The sequence below is a fragment of the Rhizorhabdus dicambivorans genome, assembly GCF_002355275.1.
GTDB lineage: Bacteria > Pseudomonadota > Alphaproteobacteria > Sphingomonadales > Sphingomonadaceae > Rhizorhabdus > Rhizorhabdus dicambivorans.
Map to the genome: position 1 here is coordinate 422,995 of NZ_CP023449.1, position 15,428 is coordinate 438,422.

Consider the following 15,428-nt stretch of genomic DNA (forward strand, 5'->3'; position numbering starts at 1 on the left):
GGGCAAGGGGTGCCGCGCGTTCAGTCCACCCGCCGCCACATTCTCAACCTGTCGGTGCCGAGCGGCACCGGCTCCAGCCAGGCGGGTGCCTCGCCCTTCAGCAGCCGTGCCATCAGCCCGCCGGGGGCCGCGCGGGCATAGAGAAGCGCCTCATGGCCGGCGGGATCGATCAGCAGATAGGCCATATGCCTGTCGCGCATCAGCCGATGGGCTGTCCCGGGCGGGCCGAGGAAGGCGTCGATCACCCGGCGCATCGCCGCCCGCCCGCGATGGTGGCCGCTCGCGGCATAGCTGTGCGGGGTCTCGACCAGCAGGCGCGGGGTAAGGTCGAGGCCGGTGAGGATGGTCGCGCGCGGCAGCCGGGCGAGCGAGGCGAGGCTGGCGCAGGGCGCCATGCACGCCGCCGTCTCCGATGAAGCATCCGCTACATTTCGGGGAAAGCCGGCCAATAGCAGCCCGCCGGCCAGCATCGCGCCGATCGGCGAAAGCGCGACGATCGCCGCCATCGATCCGATCACGCGAAAGGCGGGATAGCGCCACGCGCCGACCCTGTCGCGCGCGCGGCCGAGCAGCCAGGCGGCACCGGGCAGCGCGCAGCCCTGCGCGAAGCCGCCCGCGCGCTGGACGAGCAGCGAAACGGCATAGGCGGCGAGCAGCAATCCGAGCATCGCCAGCCAGTTGCGCGCGGCCGTCCCATCGGGCGCCCGATCCGCCGCGTGCCGCCGGGCGAGCAGCGTGCCGGCGATGCCGACCAGCGGGAAGAGGATCAGCACCAGCGCGTCGCCCGGATCCTGCCGCCAGAAGGGCAGGCCCTCGCGCACCTTTTGATACCAGTGGTGGCGGACCACCGGATCGAGCTGGCCGAACGGCCCGGCTAGGCAGGCGGGGGCGGTGGCGGCGAGCAGGGCGATGCCGATGCCGCCGGCGACGAGCAGGCCGGCGAGGCGCGGCGCCAGGCCCGATCGCGCCGTCACCCGCACCGACAGCGCGGCGAGCAGCGGGCTGAGCAGCAGCGGTCCGAACCAGCCCGGGCTCACCGCGTCGCACCAGGGCTGGGTCCAGCCGGCGCGATCGTGCAGCGCCGCGAAGAGGGCCAGGGTGGCGAGGCCGAGCGCCGCGCAGAAGGCGCCGAAGCGGCGCGCCTCACCCCAGATCAGATAGCGCGCGGCGAGCAGCAGCGCGATCGCGGCGGCCATCGGCAGCGCTTCGAGCGAGATCGCCAGCCAGAGGGCGGTGGCGATCCCGGCGATCACCCCGCCGCGCCCCTGCCTCGGATCGAAGCAGGCGGCGATGGCGAGCAGGCCGAGCATCGTCTGCCAGCCATGATGGTCGATGCGCAGCGGCAGGACATGGAACAGCAGCAGCGGCGCGGTCGCCGCCAGCATCGCCGCGAGCAGCGCCACCCGGCGATCGGCGAGCCGGGCGGTGATCAGCGCCACCGCCGACAGCGAACCGGCGAGCGTGACCAGCGGCACCGCCGAGACGGCGATCCGCTCGGCCGCCCAGGGGCCGAACAGCGGCTGGAGCAGCAGGATCAGCCCGGCCAGCGGCAGATCGACGATCCGCGACCAGTGCATCGGCACGCCGCCGGGCGGATCGATGCGATATTGGGTGACGTCGAAGAAGCCTTGCCCACCCAGCCAGTCGCGGACCTGCTGGAGGCGGAGATAATCGTCGGGATCCCACATCTCCAGCCCGGCGATGTGCGGGCGGGCGATCCAGAGGAGGATGGCCGAGGCGAGCGCCCAGATCAGGGAGACGCCGAGGAGAAGACGGGGACGGGACATCATCTCCCGTCCCGCCTGCGGGAGAGGCCGGGGGTGGGCGCGAGCGTAGCGAGCATCTTCGATCGTCCCGTTGAACTCCGTGAAGGGGCATCGAGCCCTTTCACTCCGTCACCCAACCCGGCCCCTCCCTTGAAGGGAGAGGGAGAGTTATCACGCCGCCCGCTTGTCCGCGATTCGCGTCGGCACGAGCCGCTCGGACTTCAGCGCCGCCGCGACGCCGGCATCGTCGCCTTCGGACCCGGCCTCATGATATTCCGCGTCCTCGTTGACCGCCCAGACATCGTGGCGGCGGGCGCCGGCGGCGATGTTCCGCGCGGTCAGCATCGCCGTCATCATCGCATGGTCCTGGTTGTTGTAGCGGTGCATGCCGTTGCGGCCAACGAAATGGAGGGTCGGATAGCGCGACTCCAGCTCGCCGCGCACCGCCTCGACATGGGCGGCATAATCGTCGTCATAGACCGGATAGGCCTTTTCCTGGCGCACCACCGCGCCGCCGGTCACCTTTGCCGGATCGCACAGGCCGAGCGTCGCCAGTTCCCGCTTCGCCAGTTCGACCAGATCGGCGTCGGATGAGGACCAGAGACCATCGCCCTCGAAGCAGAAATATTCGAGGCCGACGCAGGCCAGGCTCTCGTCGGGCACCATCTCCGGCGACCAGCTGCGGAAATTCTGGATGCGGCCGACCTGCACCCGATCGTCATGGATGTAGATCCAGTTGTCGGGGAACAGGTCCTCCGAGCGGATCATCAGCGCGACGGTCAGGAAGTCGCGATAGTTGAGCTTCATCGCGCGGGGCATGCTCGCCGGCATCGGATGGACGCGGGCCGCCAGCTCGCGCATCGGCGCGGAGCTGATGACATGATCGGCGCGGATGATCGTCTGGCGCCCCTCGGCATCGGTCGCCGAGACCCGCCAGAATCCGCCCGCCTCGTCCCAGGCGAGCTGGTGCAGCTTCTGGCCCATCAGGATGCTGTTGCCATGCTCCAGGATGCGGTCGCGCGCCGCGTCCCACATCATGCCGGGGCCCTTGCGCGGATAGCGGAAGCTCTCCAGCAGCGTCTTGGTTTCCATCCCGTCGTTCGGGCGCCGGTTGAGGCCCAGCGAGCGCTTGAGCCCGTCGAGCACCGCCTTGCCCAGGCTCAGCCCCTTGATCCGCTGCGCCGCCCAGTCGGCCGACATCGCGTCACACGGCATGCCCCACACCTTCTCGGTATAGGTCTTGAAGAAGATGCCGAACAGGCGCGCGCCGAACTGGTTCACCACCCAGTCCTGGAAGCTCTTCACCTCGCGCTTGGGGAACAGCTTCCAGCGGAAGAAGCTCGCCATGCACAGGGTCGATTGCCACAGGCCCAGGTTGCGCAGCGCCTCGAAGGCGCGCAGCGGGTAGCTGTAATATTTGCCGCGATAGAAGATCCGGCTCATCCGTGGCCGCTCGATGAAATCATCGGGCAGCAGCTCGTTCCACAGATCGACCACCTCGCGCGACTTGGAGAAGAAGCGGTGGCCGCCGATATCGAAGCGGAAGCCCTGATGCTCCACGGTACGGCTGATCCCGCCCACCTGGTGCGGGTCCTTCTCGATCAGGGTGACGGTGAAGCCCTCCTTGCCGAGCATGTAGCCGGCGGTGAGCCCGGCGGGGCCCGCCCCGATGATCGCAACGTCGACATGGTTGGTGGCGCGCGGCATGCAGGGTCCCTCGAATACGGATCGCACCCCACGCTATGATCGGGAAGCCGCTAAAGGAGGGTTAACGGGCGTAGCTTCCGGGCCCGTTGCGACCCTTGGCGGTGCCGCCGCTCGAAAAGCTAAGCCCCTGCGCGAAAAGACAGGTGATTCGCTCTCGCGCCCGCCGTGCCGGGCCATAGGATCGGGGCATGAACGACGCTTCCGATACCCTGCCCGGCCTCGATGAGGCGGTCCGCGCTGCGCGGGCGATGGCGCCCCGGCTGGCGGCGCGGGCCCGCGAGACCGAAGCCCTGCGGCGGATGCCGGAGGAGACGCTGGCGGAGTTCCGCGCGGCGGGCTTCTACCGGATGTGCGCGCCGGTCGCGAAGGGCGGCTGGGGCCTCGATGTCGAGACAGCGATCCGGGTCTCGTTCGAATTGTCGCAGGGCTGCGCGTCGAGCGGCTGGGCAGCGGCGCAGATCGGCTTCGAGGCGATCATGGTCCAGGGTTTCCCGCAGGCGGCGCAGGATGAATATTGGGCGCCGGGCCCCGATGTCGGCGCGGTGAGCGGCAACGCGCTGCTCGGCGGCACGGTCGAGCCGGTCGAGGGCGGCCTGCGGATCCGCGACGGGCGCTGGAAATTCGCCAGCGGCGCCGATCAGGCCGACTGGCTGATCCTCACCCAGCCGATGCGCGGCGGCACCGATATGGTGCTGGTGCCGCGCGCCGATTTCGCGATCGAGGACGACTGGCATGTGATCGGCCTGAAGGGCACCGGTTCCAAGCAGGTGACGATCGCCGACGCCTTCGTCCCCGCGCACCGCATCGCGCCGCTGTCGCGCATCCGCTCGCACGCGATGAGCATCTGGATATTGGGGGCGATCGCCTGGGGCGCGGCGCTGGGCGCGCACCGCGATTTCGTGTCGATCCTCCGCGAGCGTCGTTCGTCGAAGGACCTGACCCGACCGGCCCAGCGCGATGGTGTCCAGCTCGCCCTGGCACGATCAGGGGTCGAGCTGGACTGTTGCGCAATGCTGTTCGAGCGCAATCTGGCGCTGTTCCGCAAGGCCGAGGGCGAGGGGCGCGAGCTTTCCGCCGAGGAGGGGCTGATCGTCGCGCGCGACTGTTCCTATGTCTGCGAACTCGCCTATCGCGGCACCCAGAGCCTGTTCGACGAATATGGCAGCAGCGTGATCTATGACGATGTGCCCATCCAGCGCGCGCTGCGCGACATCATGGCGGCAACCCGCCACGGCCGCGTCGCCTGGCATCTCAACGGCAAGAAATACGGGATGTGGCGGCTGGGCCTGCTGTCCGATCTGCCGCCGCCCGCTGATCCCGCATAGCGCCGCTTCCACCATGCCCGAACAGGCTCTAAGCGGATCGTGTGATACCAATCCCGCTCCGCCGCCCCGCCTATGCCCTTGCCTGCGCGCTGGTCGCCGGCTTCGCGCTGTGGGCGCGGGTCTGGAACATCTGGGCCGAGCCGATGTGGCTGGACGAGGCGTACAGCGCCTATGCGGCGGCGCAGGGCTGGGATTTCCTGTGGCATGTCGTGCCCCGCTACGAGACGCATCCGCCCTTCTATTATTCGCTGCTGCGCGGCTGGACGCTGATCGCGGGCGACGGGCTGGTCGCGCACCGGCTGCTCGGGGTGGTCGCCGGCATGGCGACGCTGCCGCTGCTGGGGTTCGCCGCCGTGCGGCTGGCGCGGCTCGCGGGGGTGCGGGCGGCCCCTGTAGCGCTTGCTACAGTCGCCATCGCCGCGGTGTCCCCGGTGCTGATCTGGATGACGCGGGAGGTCCGGCCCTATGCGCTGATGATCCTCGTCTATGCCGGGGCGACGCTCGCGCTGCTGATCATCGCCGAACGGCGCGGGCGGGGCGAGCCGCTGGCGGGCCGCGCCTTTGCCGGCTGGCTGGCCTGCGGGGCGCTGATGCTGTGGCTCCACAATCTCGGGCCGCTCTATGCCGGCGCGATGGGGCTGGCGCTGCTCTGCGTGCTCGACGTGCGGCGGATGACCGGGCGGGACTGGGCCTGGTTCGCCGGCGGCCATGCACTGGCGATCGCGCTGTGGCTGCCGGCCTTGTTCATCCTGCTCGATCAGGCCCCCGAATGGGTGCGCGCGACCTGGCTCAAATATAGCTCCACCGACATCCTGCGCCGCGCCACCTATATGTTCACCGGCCCGCGCGACGATTTCCGCACCGCCGCCGCGATCCTGGCGCTGTGCGGGGGTGCTGTGCTGTGGCGGGCGCGGCGGCGTGGGCTGCTCGCGGCGCTGCTGATCCTGGCGCTGCTGCCGGTGACGGTGTCGGTGCTGATCTCGGCGACGGTCGCCCCGGTCTTCATCATCCGCACCATGACCGCGCTCGCCATGCCGGCGATGCTGCTGATGGGGCTGGGCGTCGGCTGGACCGATGGGCGCCGGGGCTGGCTGCTGCCGGCGGGCGCGCTTGCCTGGCTGGTGGTGGCACAGGCGCAGTTCGATATCCGCGCGCGCCAGCATGTGAAGCGCGACTGGTATCGCACGGTCGAATGGCTCGCACCCCGCTTCCGGCCCGGGGATGTCGTCTTCGCCTATCCGAACGAGGGCGCGCTGCCGTTCGACCGGGCGGTGCGCGATTACGGGCTGGCGATGCCGAGCCGCCCGATCCCCACTGCGATCCCCTCGCTGAACCCGCCCCCGGGCAGCTGGTATGTCAGCGGCTCGCGCGGCGTCCCCTCGCTCGACCGCCCCCATCTCCGCGCCATCGCCGAGGAGCCGGCGACCCGCGCGGTGCCGACCATCTGGCTGCTGCGGCTGGGGCCCTGGGCCTATGACAAGGGCGACGTCCTCCTGGAGGAATTGTCGAAGGGACGCGTCGAGGCGGGCCGGTTCAAGGACGGCGCGATCGATGTGGTGGGGTTGCGGCGGCGCGAGATCAGCGAAGACAGGCGCTTGGCCTATCGGATGCCCAAGACCGAGGTTGAGCGTATCCGGAAATGCTTGGGCGGACGATTGACGCAGCCCGCTGACACCCTGTTGACCGGCTGCTTTCCGTTCATGCCGTCCGAGAAGATGCAGGGTTTCTGGCTGATCGAGTTCGAAGCTTCGCGCTTCATCGAGAGCAACAAAACGGAGCCGGACAAACGCATCGATATCTCGATGACGACCCCACATCTCCATCTGATGTCGGGCGCGATAGCGAAGGAGCCGCAATTCAAGGGCTATCCGCTGGCGTTCCGTGTGCAATTCATCGGGCGGCGCGCGTTGATGCCGGGCATACCCGGCACAGGGGAGGAGATGGTGATCGTTGACCGGATGCTGTCGAAGGAGCCAATTCCTGCCCCGCAAATCCATAGGCTCGGGCTCAATCGGTAAACTCAAAAGCCGGTCACCCCAGCGAAGGCTGGGGTCCATGTCTCTCATCGGCCAGATGGCATCTGAGAAGGAAACAGACATGGATGCCAGCCTGCGCTGGCATGACGGTCTACGGGTGAAGCTTTACCGCCCGTCGCGGCGGCCGAGCAGGCGCAGGCGGAGCGCGTTGAGCTTGATGAAGCCCGCCGCGTCGCGTTGGTCATAGGCGCCGGCGTCGTCCTCGAAGGTGACGACCTTCTCCGAATAGAGCGTATTGGGCGACTTGCGGCCGACCACATAGACCCCGCCCTTGTAGAGCTTCAGCCGGACGGTGCCGGTCACCTTCTCCTGGCTGTGGTCGATCGCGGCCTGGAGCATCTCGCGCTCGGGGCTGAACCAGAAGCCGTTGTAGATCAGCTCGGCATAGCGCGGTGCCAGCTCGTCCTTCAGATGCGCGGCGCCGCGATCGAGGGTGATCTGCTCGATGCCGCGATGGGCGAGATGATAGATGGTGCCGCCCGGCGTCTCGTACATGCCGCGGGACTTCATGCCGACGAAGCGATTCTCGACCAGATCGAGCCGGCCGATGCCATGCTTGCGGCCATATTCGTTCAGCGTCTCCAGCAGCGTCGCCGGGCTCATCCCCTCGCCGTTGATCGCGACGCCGTCGCCGCGCTCGAAATCCACGGTGATGAACTCGGGCGCGTCGGGGGCGTCCTCGGGGTTGACGGTGCGCGAATAAACATAGTCGGGCACCTCCTCCCACGGATCCTCGAGCACCTTACCCTCGGACGAGGTGTGGAGCATGTTCGCGTCGGTCGAGAAGGGCGATTCGCCGCGCTTGTCGCGCGGGATCGGGATCTGGTGCGCCTCGGCGAACTCGATCAGCCGGGTGCGGCTGGTCAGGTCCCATTCGCGCCACGGGGCGATCACGCGGATGTCGGGGGCAAGGCCGTAATAGCCCAGCTCGAAGCGGACCTGATCATTGCCCTTGCCGGTGGCGCCGTGGCTGACCGCGTCGGCGTCCACCTGACGGGCGATCTCGATCTGGCGCTTGGCGATCAGCGGGCGGGCGATCGAGGTGCCGAGCAGGTAGAGGCCTTCGTAGAGCGCGTTGGAGCGCATCATCGGGAAGACATAGTCCTTCACGAACTCCTCGCGGAGATCGTCGATGAAGATGTGGTGATCGGGCACGCCCATCAGCTTGGCCTTGGCGCGCGCGGGCTCCAGTTCCTCGCCCTGGCCGAGATCGGCGGTGAAGGTGACGACCTCGCACTGGTAGGTCTGCTGCAGCCACTTGAGGATGACGCTCGTGTCGAGCCCCCCCGAAAAGGCCAGCACCACCCGCTTCACGTCATTCGCCATCGTCAAAACCCTTTGCGCAATCGGCGCGGCCCTTGCCACGCAAGGCCCCGCCATTCAAGAAGCTAGGGATGTTTGATGGCATATCGAGGATGGTGATCGCGGCGCTGCTGCTGGCGGCGCCCGCCATCGCGCAGGAACTGCCGATGACGCGCAAGGGGCTGGACAGCGCGCTGGCCCAATATTTCGCGGGGGCCGACCGCAACCATGACGGGCGGCTCGACCGGCCCGAAGCCGCCGACGCGCTGGGTTTCGCGCGGCAGATGCTGACCGCGAAGCGCGATGTCGAGCCGTTCGTGATGGACGTCGCCCCCGATGGCCGGCCGCGCATCGCGCTCAACGAGAACGGGCCGCTGAGCCGCGGCGGCGTGATCGACCTCATCTATCGCCGCACCGATGCCAATGGCGACGGTTTCCTGTCGCTCGCCGAGGTGCAGGCGGTGGGCCGCGAGCGATTCGACGCGGTCGACCGCGATCGCGACGGCATCCTCGACGAGCAGGAGCGCGAGTCGGCGAAGCGGCAGATGGGGCTTTTCCAGCAGATATTGGGCGCGGGGCAGTAGCGGCCTGCCATCGGTCATCCTGGACCGTGATAGAGCCTGGTTCAGGCCCCAACCGATCAGGATCTAGTCGACCGGTGCCTGCCAACGCGACCGCATCCAGTCGATTCCTTCGGTGGGGCGTCCTGCCGCATCACGGGCCGGGCGATAATGGCCGCGCGCTTTCACTAGGCGGCAGGCATGCTGGTCCAGCTCGGGATGGGTGCTCGGGTCGGTGATCGTGCAATCCGCCACACGGCCGGTGGCGGAGACGGTGATGAGCATGTCCGAGACGACGACCTCGCCCCGCTTCAGGGCACCCCTCGGCAGATCGCTCGTGGTCACCCACAGGCCGGCGTCGGAGCCGCGCTTCGGCGGCGCTGCCTTGCTGGTCGCTGCATCGATCGCCGTATCGAACGCCTCCCACATCCAGGCGAAATCGAACGTGCCGGCAACCGGCTTGCCCATGTGGTCGCGGGCGGGCTGAAAGTGGCCGTTGGCGATAACGGCGGCGCATATCCTGTCGTCGAGCATGGCGTGGCCGCTCGACCGGGTGACCGTGCAATCGCGCGGCGCGCCGTCAGGCGAGACGGCGATGGACACTCTGGTGCGAACTCGCTCGCCGCGCTTCAATATACGCGCCGGCACTCCCACATTGCCCAGCCAGGCCCCGGACGCCTCCATCCTCGGCGGGGTCGGCGCGGTGGCCAGCGATACGGCGGCCATGGCTATAAGCATCAATCCCGGCATGTCGCACCCCTTTGGGCCGATATCCCACATCAGCCATCGCCCGAACGCAAGCCGGATGAACGCCCGTTCAGCTTCGTGCCCGCAATCCCGCCTTATATTTCAAGGCCGACATGATATTTTCAGTGCCGAACTATAGCGGCAAGATTCGGCTTCTAGACCGCATCTCAAGGCGGACCGGCATTTCTCCCTGTTGTTGCCGGTCCGCCGACCGTTCAGACCGATTCGTCACGAAGGATATCAAGATGACCAAGACCCGCTGGATCGCCGGAGCCGCGCTTGCCGCGACGCTGGCCGCCGCCACCGCCTTCGCCGCCCCCGGCGAGCGCTCCGATGGCCCGCCCAGGACCCGCGCCGAGGTGCAGGCGAAGATCGCCGACCATTTCAAGAAGCTCGATGCCAATGGCGACGGCTATGTCACCAAGGACGAGGCTGAGGCGGCGCGCGCCAAGAAGCGCGCGGCCTTCGCCGAGAAGCGGCAAGAGCGCCGTGCCGAGCATTTCGCGATGCTCGACAAGGACAGCAACGGCGCGCTGTCCAAGGACGAATATATGGCGCCCCGGGCGCCGCGTGACGGCGAGCGCGGCCATCGCTTCGGCGGGCAGCATCGCGGCGGCCACGGCATGAAGATGGGCCATGGCGGCTTTGGCGGCCGGATGTTCGAGCGGGCGGATGCGAACAAGGACGGCAAGGTCAGCCTCGCCGAGGCGCAGGCTCCCGCGCTCGCCATGTTCGACCGGGTCGATGCCAACCGCGACGGCACGATCAGCCCCGAGGAGCACAAGGCCGCCCGCGACGCAATGCGCGCCAAGTGGAAGGAACAGCGCGAGGCCCGCGACAAGCAGGGCTGAGGCCGGCATCCCCTCCAGACCCTCTCCCCCGCCGGGGAGAGGGTTTTCCTATGGCCGTGACAGCATGGCCCTGAAACCGGCCGCCGCCATATCGGCGAAAGCCCGCAATTCCGCCTCGCTCGCGCCATCGCGGGCGGCGGCGCTCATGCCCTTCAGGGCGGTGGTGACGACCGTGGCGAGCAGGTCGGCGCGCCCGGGCTCTTCCACGGCGATGCGCGCGGCGATCATCGCCCGGCTCTCGTCTATCATCCGCGCGGTCAGCGCCTGCGCCTCCGCGTCGCCGCTTCCGCGTGCGCCATCGAGCACCAGGCAACCGGCGACGCCGTCACGTTTCGCATAGAGCCGCGCCGCGTCGCGCAATATCCGGTCCACCGCCTCGGCGGCCCCGCCTTGCCCGGCCAGCGCTTCGGGGACGAACCGGCCGAAGCCCCCGGCATAGCGTTCGAGCACCTTGCCGAACAGCGCGGCCTTGCTGCCGAAGGCGTTGTAGAAGCTCGGCGGGGTGATGCCGAGCGCCTTGCCGATGTCGGCGACCCCGACTCCGTCATAGCCCTTTTCCTGGAACAGCTGCTGCGCGGTCTCGATGGCGGCATCCGGATCGAATCCGCGCGGCCGGCCCCGGGGCTGCGATTTTTTTGTAGCGACCATTATAAAAACCTCTTGCATCGGCTCACGGCCATTAATATAGCGATCACTATAGAAATGCAAAGGAGCTTTCCCATGGCACAGATATCGAACCGCAAGACGGTCATCCTCGGCGGCAGCCGGGGTATCGGCGCGGCGCTGGTCCGCAAGTTCGCGGGCGCGGGCGACCGGGTCGTCTTCACCTTCGCCGGATCGGCGGACGCCGCCGCCGCGCTGTCGGCCGAGACCGGCGCCGAGGCGATCCGCGTCGACAGCGCCGACCGCAGGGCGCTGACCGCCGCGATCGCCGCGCAGGGGCCGATCGACCTGCTGCTGGTCAACGCCGGCACGCTGGTGATGGGCGATCCGCTGGAAAGCGACGCCGACGCGATCGACCATATGATCGACGTCAATGTCCGCGCGCCCTATCACGCCTCGGTCGAGGCGGCGCGGACGATGCCCGACAATGGCCGCATCCTGATCATCGGATCGACCAATGGCGATCGCATGCCCTTCGCCGGCGGCGGCGCCTATGCGATGACCAAGTCGGCGATCCAGGGCATGGTGCGCGGACTGGCGCGGGACTTCGGGCCGCGCGGCATCACCATCAATGCGATCCAGCCGGGGCCGGTCGACACCGACATGAACCCCGCCGCGGGCCCGATGGCGGAGACGATGCACGGTTTCATGGCGATAGGCCGCCATATCCATGCCAGCGAAATCGCCGATTATGCCGCCTTCCTGGCCAGCCCCTCGGCGGCGATGATCACCGGATCGATGCAGACGATCGACGGCGGCTTCGGAGCTTGATTTGCTGGGCCCTCAGGCGCCGGGCGCCGAGCGTCCGCTCGGCTTGGCTTTCCTCGCATAAGCTCGGGCGCGCATTCGCGCTTGCGGAACATGCTATGTTCCGTTTGCCTTATGACGATGCTGTCACCCCGGCTCGCGCTGGTTGAACACCGACCAGCCGGTGGCCACCGCCAGCCGCTCGAGCGCGAGCGAGCCCAGGGTCGAATTGCCGCGATCGTTGAGTCCGGGCGACCAGACCGCGATCGAGGCGATGCCGGGGACGATCAGCATGATGCCGCCGCCCACCCCCGACTTGCCGGGGATGCCGACCCGGAAGGCGAACTCGCCCGATCCGTCATAATGGCCGCACAGCATCATCAGCGCGTTGATACGGCGCGCGCGCATCGGCGAGATGACGTTGAAGCCGGTATCGGGGTGCTGGCCCTCCAGCATCAGGTAGCGGCCGGCGCGGGCGAGCTGCTCGCAGGTCATCGTCAGCGCGCACTGGTGGAAATAGACGCCCAGCACCTGCTCCACCGGATGGTGGATATTGCCGAAGCTGCGCATGTAATTGGCCAGCGCGGCGTTGCGGAAGCCGGTCTCGGCCTCGCCCTTCGCCACCTCGTCGTCGATCATGATGCCGTCGTCGCCGGCGATCTGGCGGACGAAGCGCAATATCTCGCCGATCGCCTCCTTCGGCTGGTGGCCGGCGAGGATGACGTCGGCGACGACGATCGCGCCGGCGTTGATGAACGGGTTGCGCGGGATGCCGTGCTCGGCCTCGAGCTGGACGATCGAGTTGAAGGCATTGCCCGAAGGCTCGCGCCCGACCCGCTGCCACAGCGAATCGCCGACCTTGCCGAGCGCGATGGTGAGCGCGAACACCTTCGACACCGACTGGATCGAAAAGGGCATAGCGGCGTCGCCGGCCGAATACATCTTCCCGTCATGGGTGGCGATGGAGATGCCGAAATGCTTCGGATCGACCCGGGCGAGGCCGGGGATATAGTCGGCCACCTTGCCGCGATCAGCTTGGCCCGCCATCTCCTCGGCGATGCGGTCGATGATGGCCTGGAGGTCCGGAGCGGCAGTCACCGGCATATCGAACCCCCCGATCTCAAATCCCCGTATGCGCGATCACACCCGCATCGGCATCAGGACATACAAGGCGGGCGCCTTGTCATTTTCCCGGATCAGCGTCGGCGCGGCGGCGTCGGCGAGGTGGACCTCGACCATGTCGCCGTCGATCTGGCCGAGGATGTCGAGCAGATAGCGCGCGTTGAAGCCGATTTCGAACCCGCTGGAGGCATAGTCGCCGGGAACCTCCTCGGCGGCGGTGCCGTTCTCGGGGCTCGTAACCGACAGGGTGATCTTGTCGCGATCGAGCGCCATCTTCACCGCGCGGGTCTTTTCCGAAGCGATGGTGGCGACGCGGTCGACGCCCTCCATGAAGCTCTTCGGATCGATCCTGAGCAGCTTGTCGTTGGCGGTCGGGATCACCCGGTTATAGTCGGGGAAGGTGCCGTCGATCAGCTTGGAGGTGAGGATCGCGGTGCCCAGGCCGAAGCGGATCTTGGTCGACGACAGCGAGATGTCGACCGAGCCGTCGACCTCGTCGAGCAGCTTCCTCAGCTCGCCCACGCATTTGCGCGGCACGATGATGTCGGGCATCCCCTCGGCGCCGTCGGGGCGCGGGATGGTGACACGGGCGAGGCGGTGGCCGTCGGTGGCGGCGGCCTTCAGCACGTCGTCCTGCACATGGAAGAAGATGCCGTTGAGATAGTAGCGGGTCTCTTCGGTCGAGATGGCGAAGCGGGTCTTGTCGATCAGCTGCTTCAATATCTCGGCGGCGAGCTCGAACTTGGTCGGCAGCTCGCCCTCGGCGATCATCGGAAAATCGTCCTTGGGCAGGGTCTGCAGGTTGAAGCGGGCGCGGCCCGCCACGACCTGCATCTTGCCGTCGGCGGCCGCCAGCTGGACCTGGCTGCCCTCGGGCAGCTTGCGGGCGATATCGAACAGGGTGTGGGCGGAGACGGTGATCGCGCCCGGCTGGTCGACAGCGGCGGCGACCTGCTCGACGATCTGCAGGTCGAGGTCGGTCGCCATCAGGCGGAGCGTGCCCTCCGATGTCGCCTCGATCAGTACGTTGGACAGGATCGGGATCGTATTGCGCCGCTCCACCACCGACTGGACGTGGCCCAGGCTCTTCAGAAGCGTCGCGCGTTCGATCGTTGCCTTCATGGACTGCCCCGGCATCCCCGATGTTCAAAGGAAGGCGACTATAGCGCGGCTTCGCAGCCCCGCTAGTCCCCAGCTGCAACTAAGCGGGGATAATTCGGTGAAGGTCCGCCGGCCTGCCATGGAAAAAGGGCCCGGCGTTTCCGCCGAGCCCTCTCTGCCTGGAACGGGTGCAACCGATCAGAAGCGGAAGCCGAAGCCCGCGACGACCTGATGGCGCGAAAAGCCGTTCTCATAGTTGGAATAGCGATATTCGGTCTTCACATAGCTGTTCTGGCCGATCGCATATTCCGCACCCGCACCGACCCGGTAGCCGTCGAGATTGGTCTTGCCGAGCGTGGTCTGGGTGGTGCCGTCATTGCTCGTCAGCTTCGCCTGGGCGTTGGTGTAGCCGCCCTTGGCGTAGAGCAGGGTGCGGCCGCCGACCACGGTGCCGAGCCGGCCGCCGACATAGAGATCGCGGCCCGTCTTGGCGCAGACGCGCGGATCGGCGACGGTGCGCGAACCCGCGCATTGCTTGACGCTCGAATCGGCGGCCTCGGCCTCGATACCGACCAGCGCGCCGCCGGCCTGGAAATCATAGCCGGCGCCCAGACCATAGTGGACGCCGTCGTCATGACCGTTGTTCTGGACGCGATCCCAGCCGGCGAGACCTTCGACGCGGGGGCCAGTGAAGGGCGCGCGATCCTGGGCAAGGGCGGGGGTGGCTGCGCTGGCCGCAAACAGGGCGGCGACAACGATGCTGCGCATAGTATAACTCCATTTCTACCTCGTCTCCGGGCCTTGTTGGAGACGTGGGTGGCCTAGTGCACCAACCCGCCGGAGGTTGCATGAACGCCAGATAAACAACGGAAAATGTGGCATTTTTGCCACGAACCGAAGGTCGGGGGGTTGACGGATTGAAGGCCCGGATTTGCTGGCTGATCGCGGTGCCGATGCTGATTTCGGCGGCCCCGCCTGGGCGGACGCCGCTCGGAATTTTTTCGGACTGGGGTGCCTTTCGCGATGCAAATCCGCCGCGCTGCTATGCGATCGCGACCCCCAAAAGGCGTGGCGACGGGGCATGGCGCAGCTTCGCCGCGGTCGGCATCTGGCCGCGCCAGCGCATCTCCGGCCAGGTCCATTTCCGCCTGCGCCTGGCGCGCGCGCCGAACAGCCCGGTGCGCTTGATCTTCGCCGACCGCGATTTCGCGCTGACCGCCGCTGCGGCCGACGCCTGGGCATTTGATGCGCGCCAGGACGCGGCGATCGTCGCCGCGATGCGTTCCAGCACCTCGATGCGGATCGCCTGGGTATCGAAGGACGGCCGCGACCGCTCCGACGGCTATCTGCTCAAGGGCGTGGCGACGGCGATCGACGCGGCGGCGCTGGGCTGCGCGCGGCGATAGCCTTTCGTCCCTCACCTAACCTCTCCCGCCTTCGCGGGAGAGGTTAGGTGAGGGTCTTCTTTCTTCTTCTGTCTGTTTGCTGGTTGGAAAAAGAA

14 protein-coding genes are annotated in these 15,428 nt (G+C 67.8%); 6 read left to right on the forward strand and 8 right to left on the reverse strand.

From position 1 onward, the window contains the following. Window positions 1-20: 20 nt before the first annotated feature. A complete protein-coding gene (locus CMV14_RS01980) occupies window positions 21-1,787 on the reverse strand; it encodes a hypothetical protein (RefSeq protein ID WP_238147164.1) in 1,767 nt (588 codons plus the stop codon). Between the two features lie 150 nt (window positions 1,788-1,937). Further along, window positions 1,938-3,473 carry an NAD(P)/FAD-dependent oxidoreductase gene (locus CMV14_RS01985; RefSeq protein WP_066960141.1) on the reverse strand — a complete coding sequence of 512 codons (1,536 nt, stop codon included), beginning with the start codon at window positions 3,471-3,473 and terminating at the stop codon, window positions 1,938-1,940. A 188-nt stretch (window positions 3,474-3,661) separates the two neighbouring features. On the opposite strand from CMV14_RS01985, the gene CMV14_RS01990 reads away from it, so the two are divergent. Both CMV14_RS01990 and CMV14_RS01995 read left to right on the forward strand, forming a co-directional pair. Further along, window positions 3,662-4,798 (forward strand): acyl-CoA dehydrogenase family protein, encoded by a 1,137-nt coding sequence (locus CMV14_RS01990; RefSeq protein WP_066960146.1) that lies wholly within the window; start codon window positions 3,662-3,664, stop codon window positions 4,796-4,798. A gap of 41 nt (window positions 4,799-4,839) precedes the next feature. Continuing rightward, window positions 4,840-6,816, forward strand: a complete 1,977-nt coding sequence (locus CMV14_RS01995) for a glycosyltransferase family 39 protein (protein ID WP_066960148.1) — start codon at window positions 4,840-4,842, stop codon at window positions 6,814-6,816. 123 nt (window positions 6,817-6,939) lie between these two features. Here the strand turns inward: CMV14_RS01995 and CMV14_RS02000 are convergent, their stop codons facing one another. Then, the gene (locus tag CMV14_RS02000) at window positions 6,940-8,160 is read right to left on the reverse strand and encodes an argininosuccinate synthase (protein ID WP_066960151.1); all 1,221 of its coding nucleotides are present in this window, start codon (window positions 8,158-8,160) and stop codon (window positions 6,940-6,942) included. 68 nt (window positions 8,161-8,228) lie between these two features. Here CMV14_RS02000 and CMV14_RS02005 point away from each other — a divergent pair, with 68 nt between their 5' ends. Continuing rightward, on the forward strand, window positions 8,229-8,720 hold the full coding sequence (locus CMV14_RS02005; RefSeq protein ID WP_066960153.1) for an EF-hand domain-containing protein: 492 nt from the start codon (window positions 8,229-8,231) through the stop codon (window positions 8,718-8,720). A gap of 63 nt (window positions 8,721-8,783) precedes the next feature. Here the strand turns inward: CMV14_RS02005 and CMV14_RS02010 are convergent, their stop codons facing one another. Further along, entirely contained in the window at window positions 8,784-9,446 is a 663-nt protein-coding gene (locus tag CMV14_RS02010; protein WP_176488969.1) for an energy transducer TonB, read from the reverse strand. A gap of 242 nt (window positions 9,447-9,688) precedes the next feature. Here CMV14_RS02010 and CMV14_RS02015 point away from each other — a divergent pair, with 242 nt between their 5' ends. Next, window positions 9,689-10,294, forward strand: a complete 606-nt coding sequence (locus CMV14_RS02015) for an EF-hand domain-containing protein (protein WP_066960159.1) — start codon at window positions 9,689-9,691, stop codon at window positions 10,292-10,294. A 48-nt stretch (window positions 10,295-10,342) separates the two neighbouring features. Here CMV14_RS02015 and CMV14_RS02020 read toward each other — a convergent pair whose 3' ends face one another. Continuing rightward, complete coding sequence (locus tag CMV14_RS02020; RefSeq protein WP_066960162.1) at window positions 10,343-10,942, reverse strand: TetR/AcrR family transcriptional regulator; 600 nt, start codon at window positions 10,940-10,942, stop codon at window positions 10,343-10,345. Window positions 10,943-11,014: 72 nt separating this feature from the next. Between CMV14_RS02020 and bdcA the strand changes: the two genes are divergently transcribed. Beyond that, window positions 11,015-11,728 (forward strand): SDR family oxidoreductase, encoded by a 714-nt coding sequence (gene bdcA, locus CMV14_RS02025; RefSeq protein WP_066960163.1) that lies wholly within the window; start codon window positions 11,015-11,017, stop codon window positions 11,726-11,728. A gap of 123 nt (window positions 11,729-11,851) precedes the next feature. On the opposite strand, the gene CMV14_RS02030 is transcribed toward bdcA, so the two are convergent. The 3 genes from CMV14_RS02030 to CMV14_RS02040 all read right to left on the reverse strand — a co-directional run bounded on the left by CMV14_RS02030 (window position 11,852) and on the right by CMV14_RS02040 (window position 14,695). Continuing rightward, on the reverse strand, window positions 11,852-12,808 hold the full coding sequence (locus tag CMV14_RS02030) for a glutaminase (RefSeq protein ID WP_066960166.1): 957 nt from the start codon (window positions 12,806-12,808) through the stop codon (window positions 11,852-11,854). Window positions 12,809-12,844: 36 nt separating this feature from the next. Continuing rightward, window positions 12,845-13,948: a DNA polymerase III subunit beta gene (gene dnaN, locus CMV14_RS02035; RefSeq protein WP_066960169.1), complete on the reverse strand. Its 1,104-nt coding sequence runs from the start codon at window positions 13,946-13,948 to the stop codon at window positions 12,845-12,847. A gap of 177 nt (window positions 13,949-14,125) precedes the next feature. Then, on the reverse strand, window positions 14,126-14,695 hold the full coding sequence (locus CMV14_RS02040; protein WP_066960172.1) for an outer membrane protein: 570 nt from the start codon (window positions 14,693-14,695) through the stop codon (window positions 14,126-14,128). A gap of 149 nt (window positions 14,696-14,844) precedes the next feature. Here CMV14_RS02040 and CMV14_RS02045 point away from each other — a divergent pair, with 149 nt between their 5' ends. Next, a complete protein-coding gene (locus tag CMV14_RS02045; protein ID WP_066960175.1) occupies window positions 14,845-15,333 on the forward strand; it encodes a hypothetical protein in 489 nt (162 codons plus the stop codon). Window positions 15,334-15,428 lie beyond the last annotated feature (95 nt).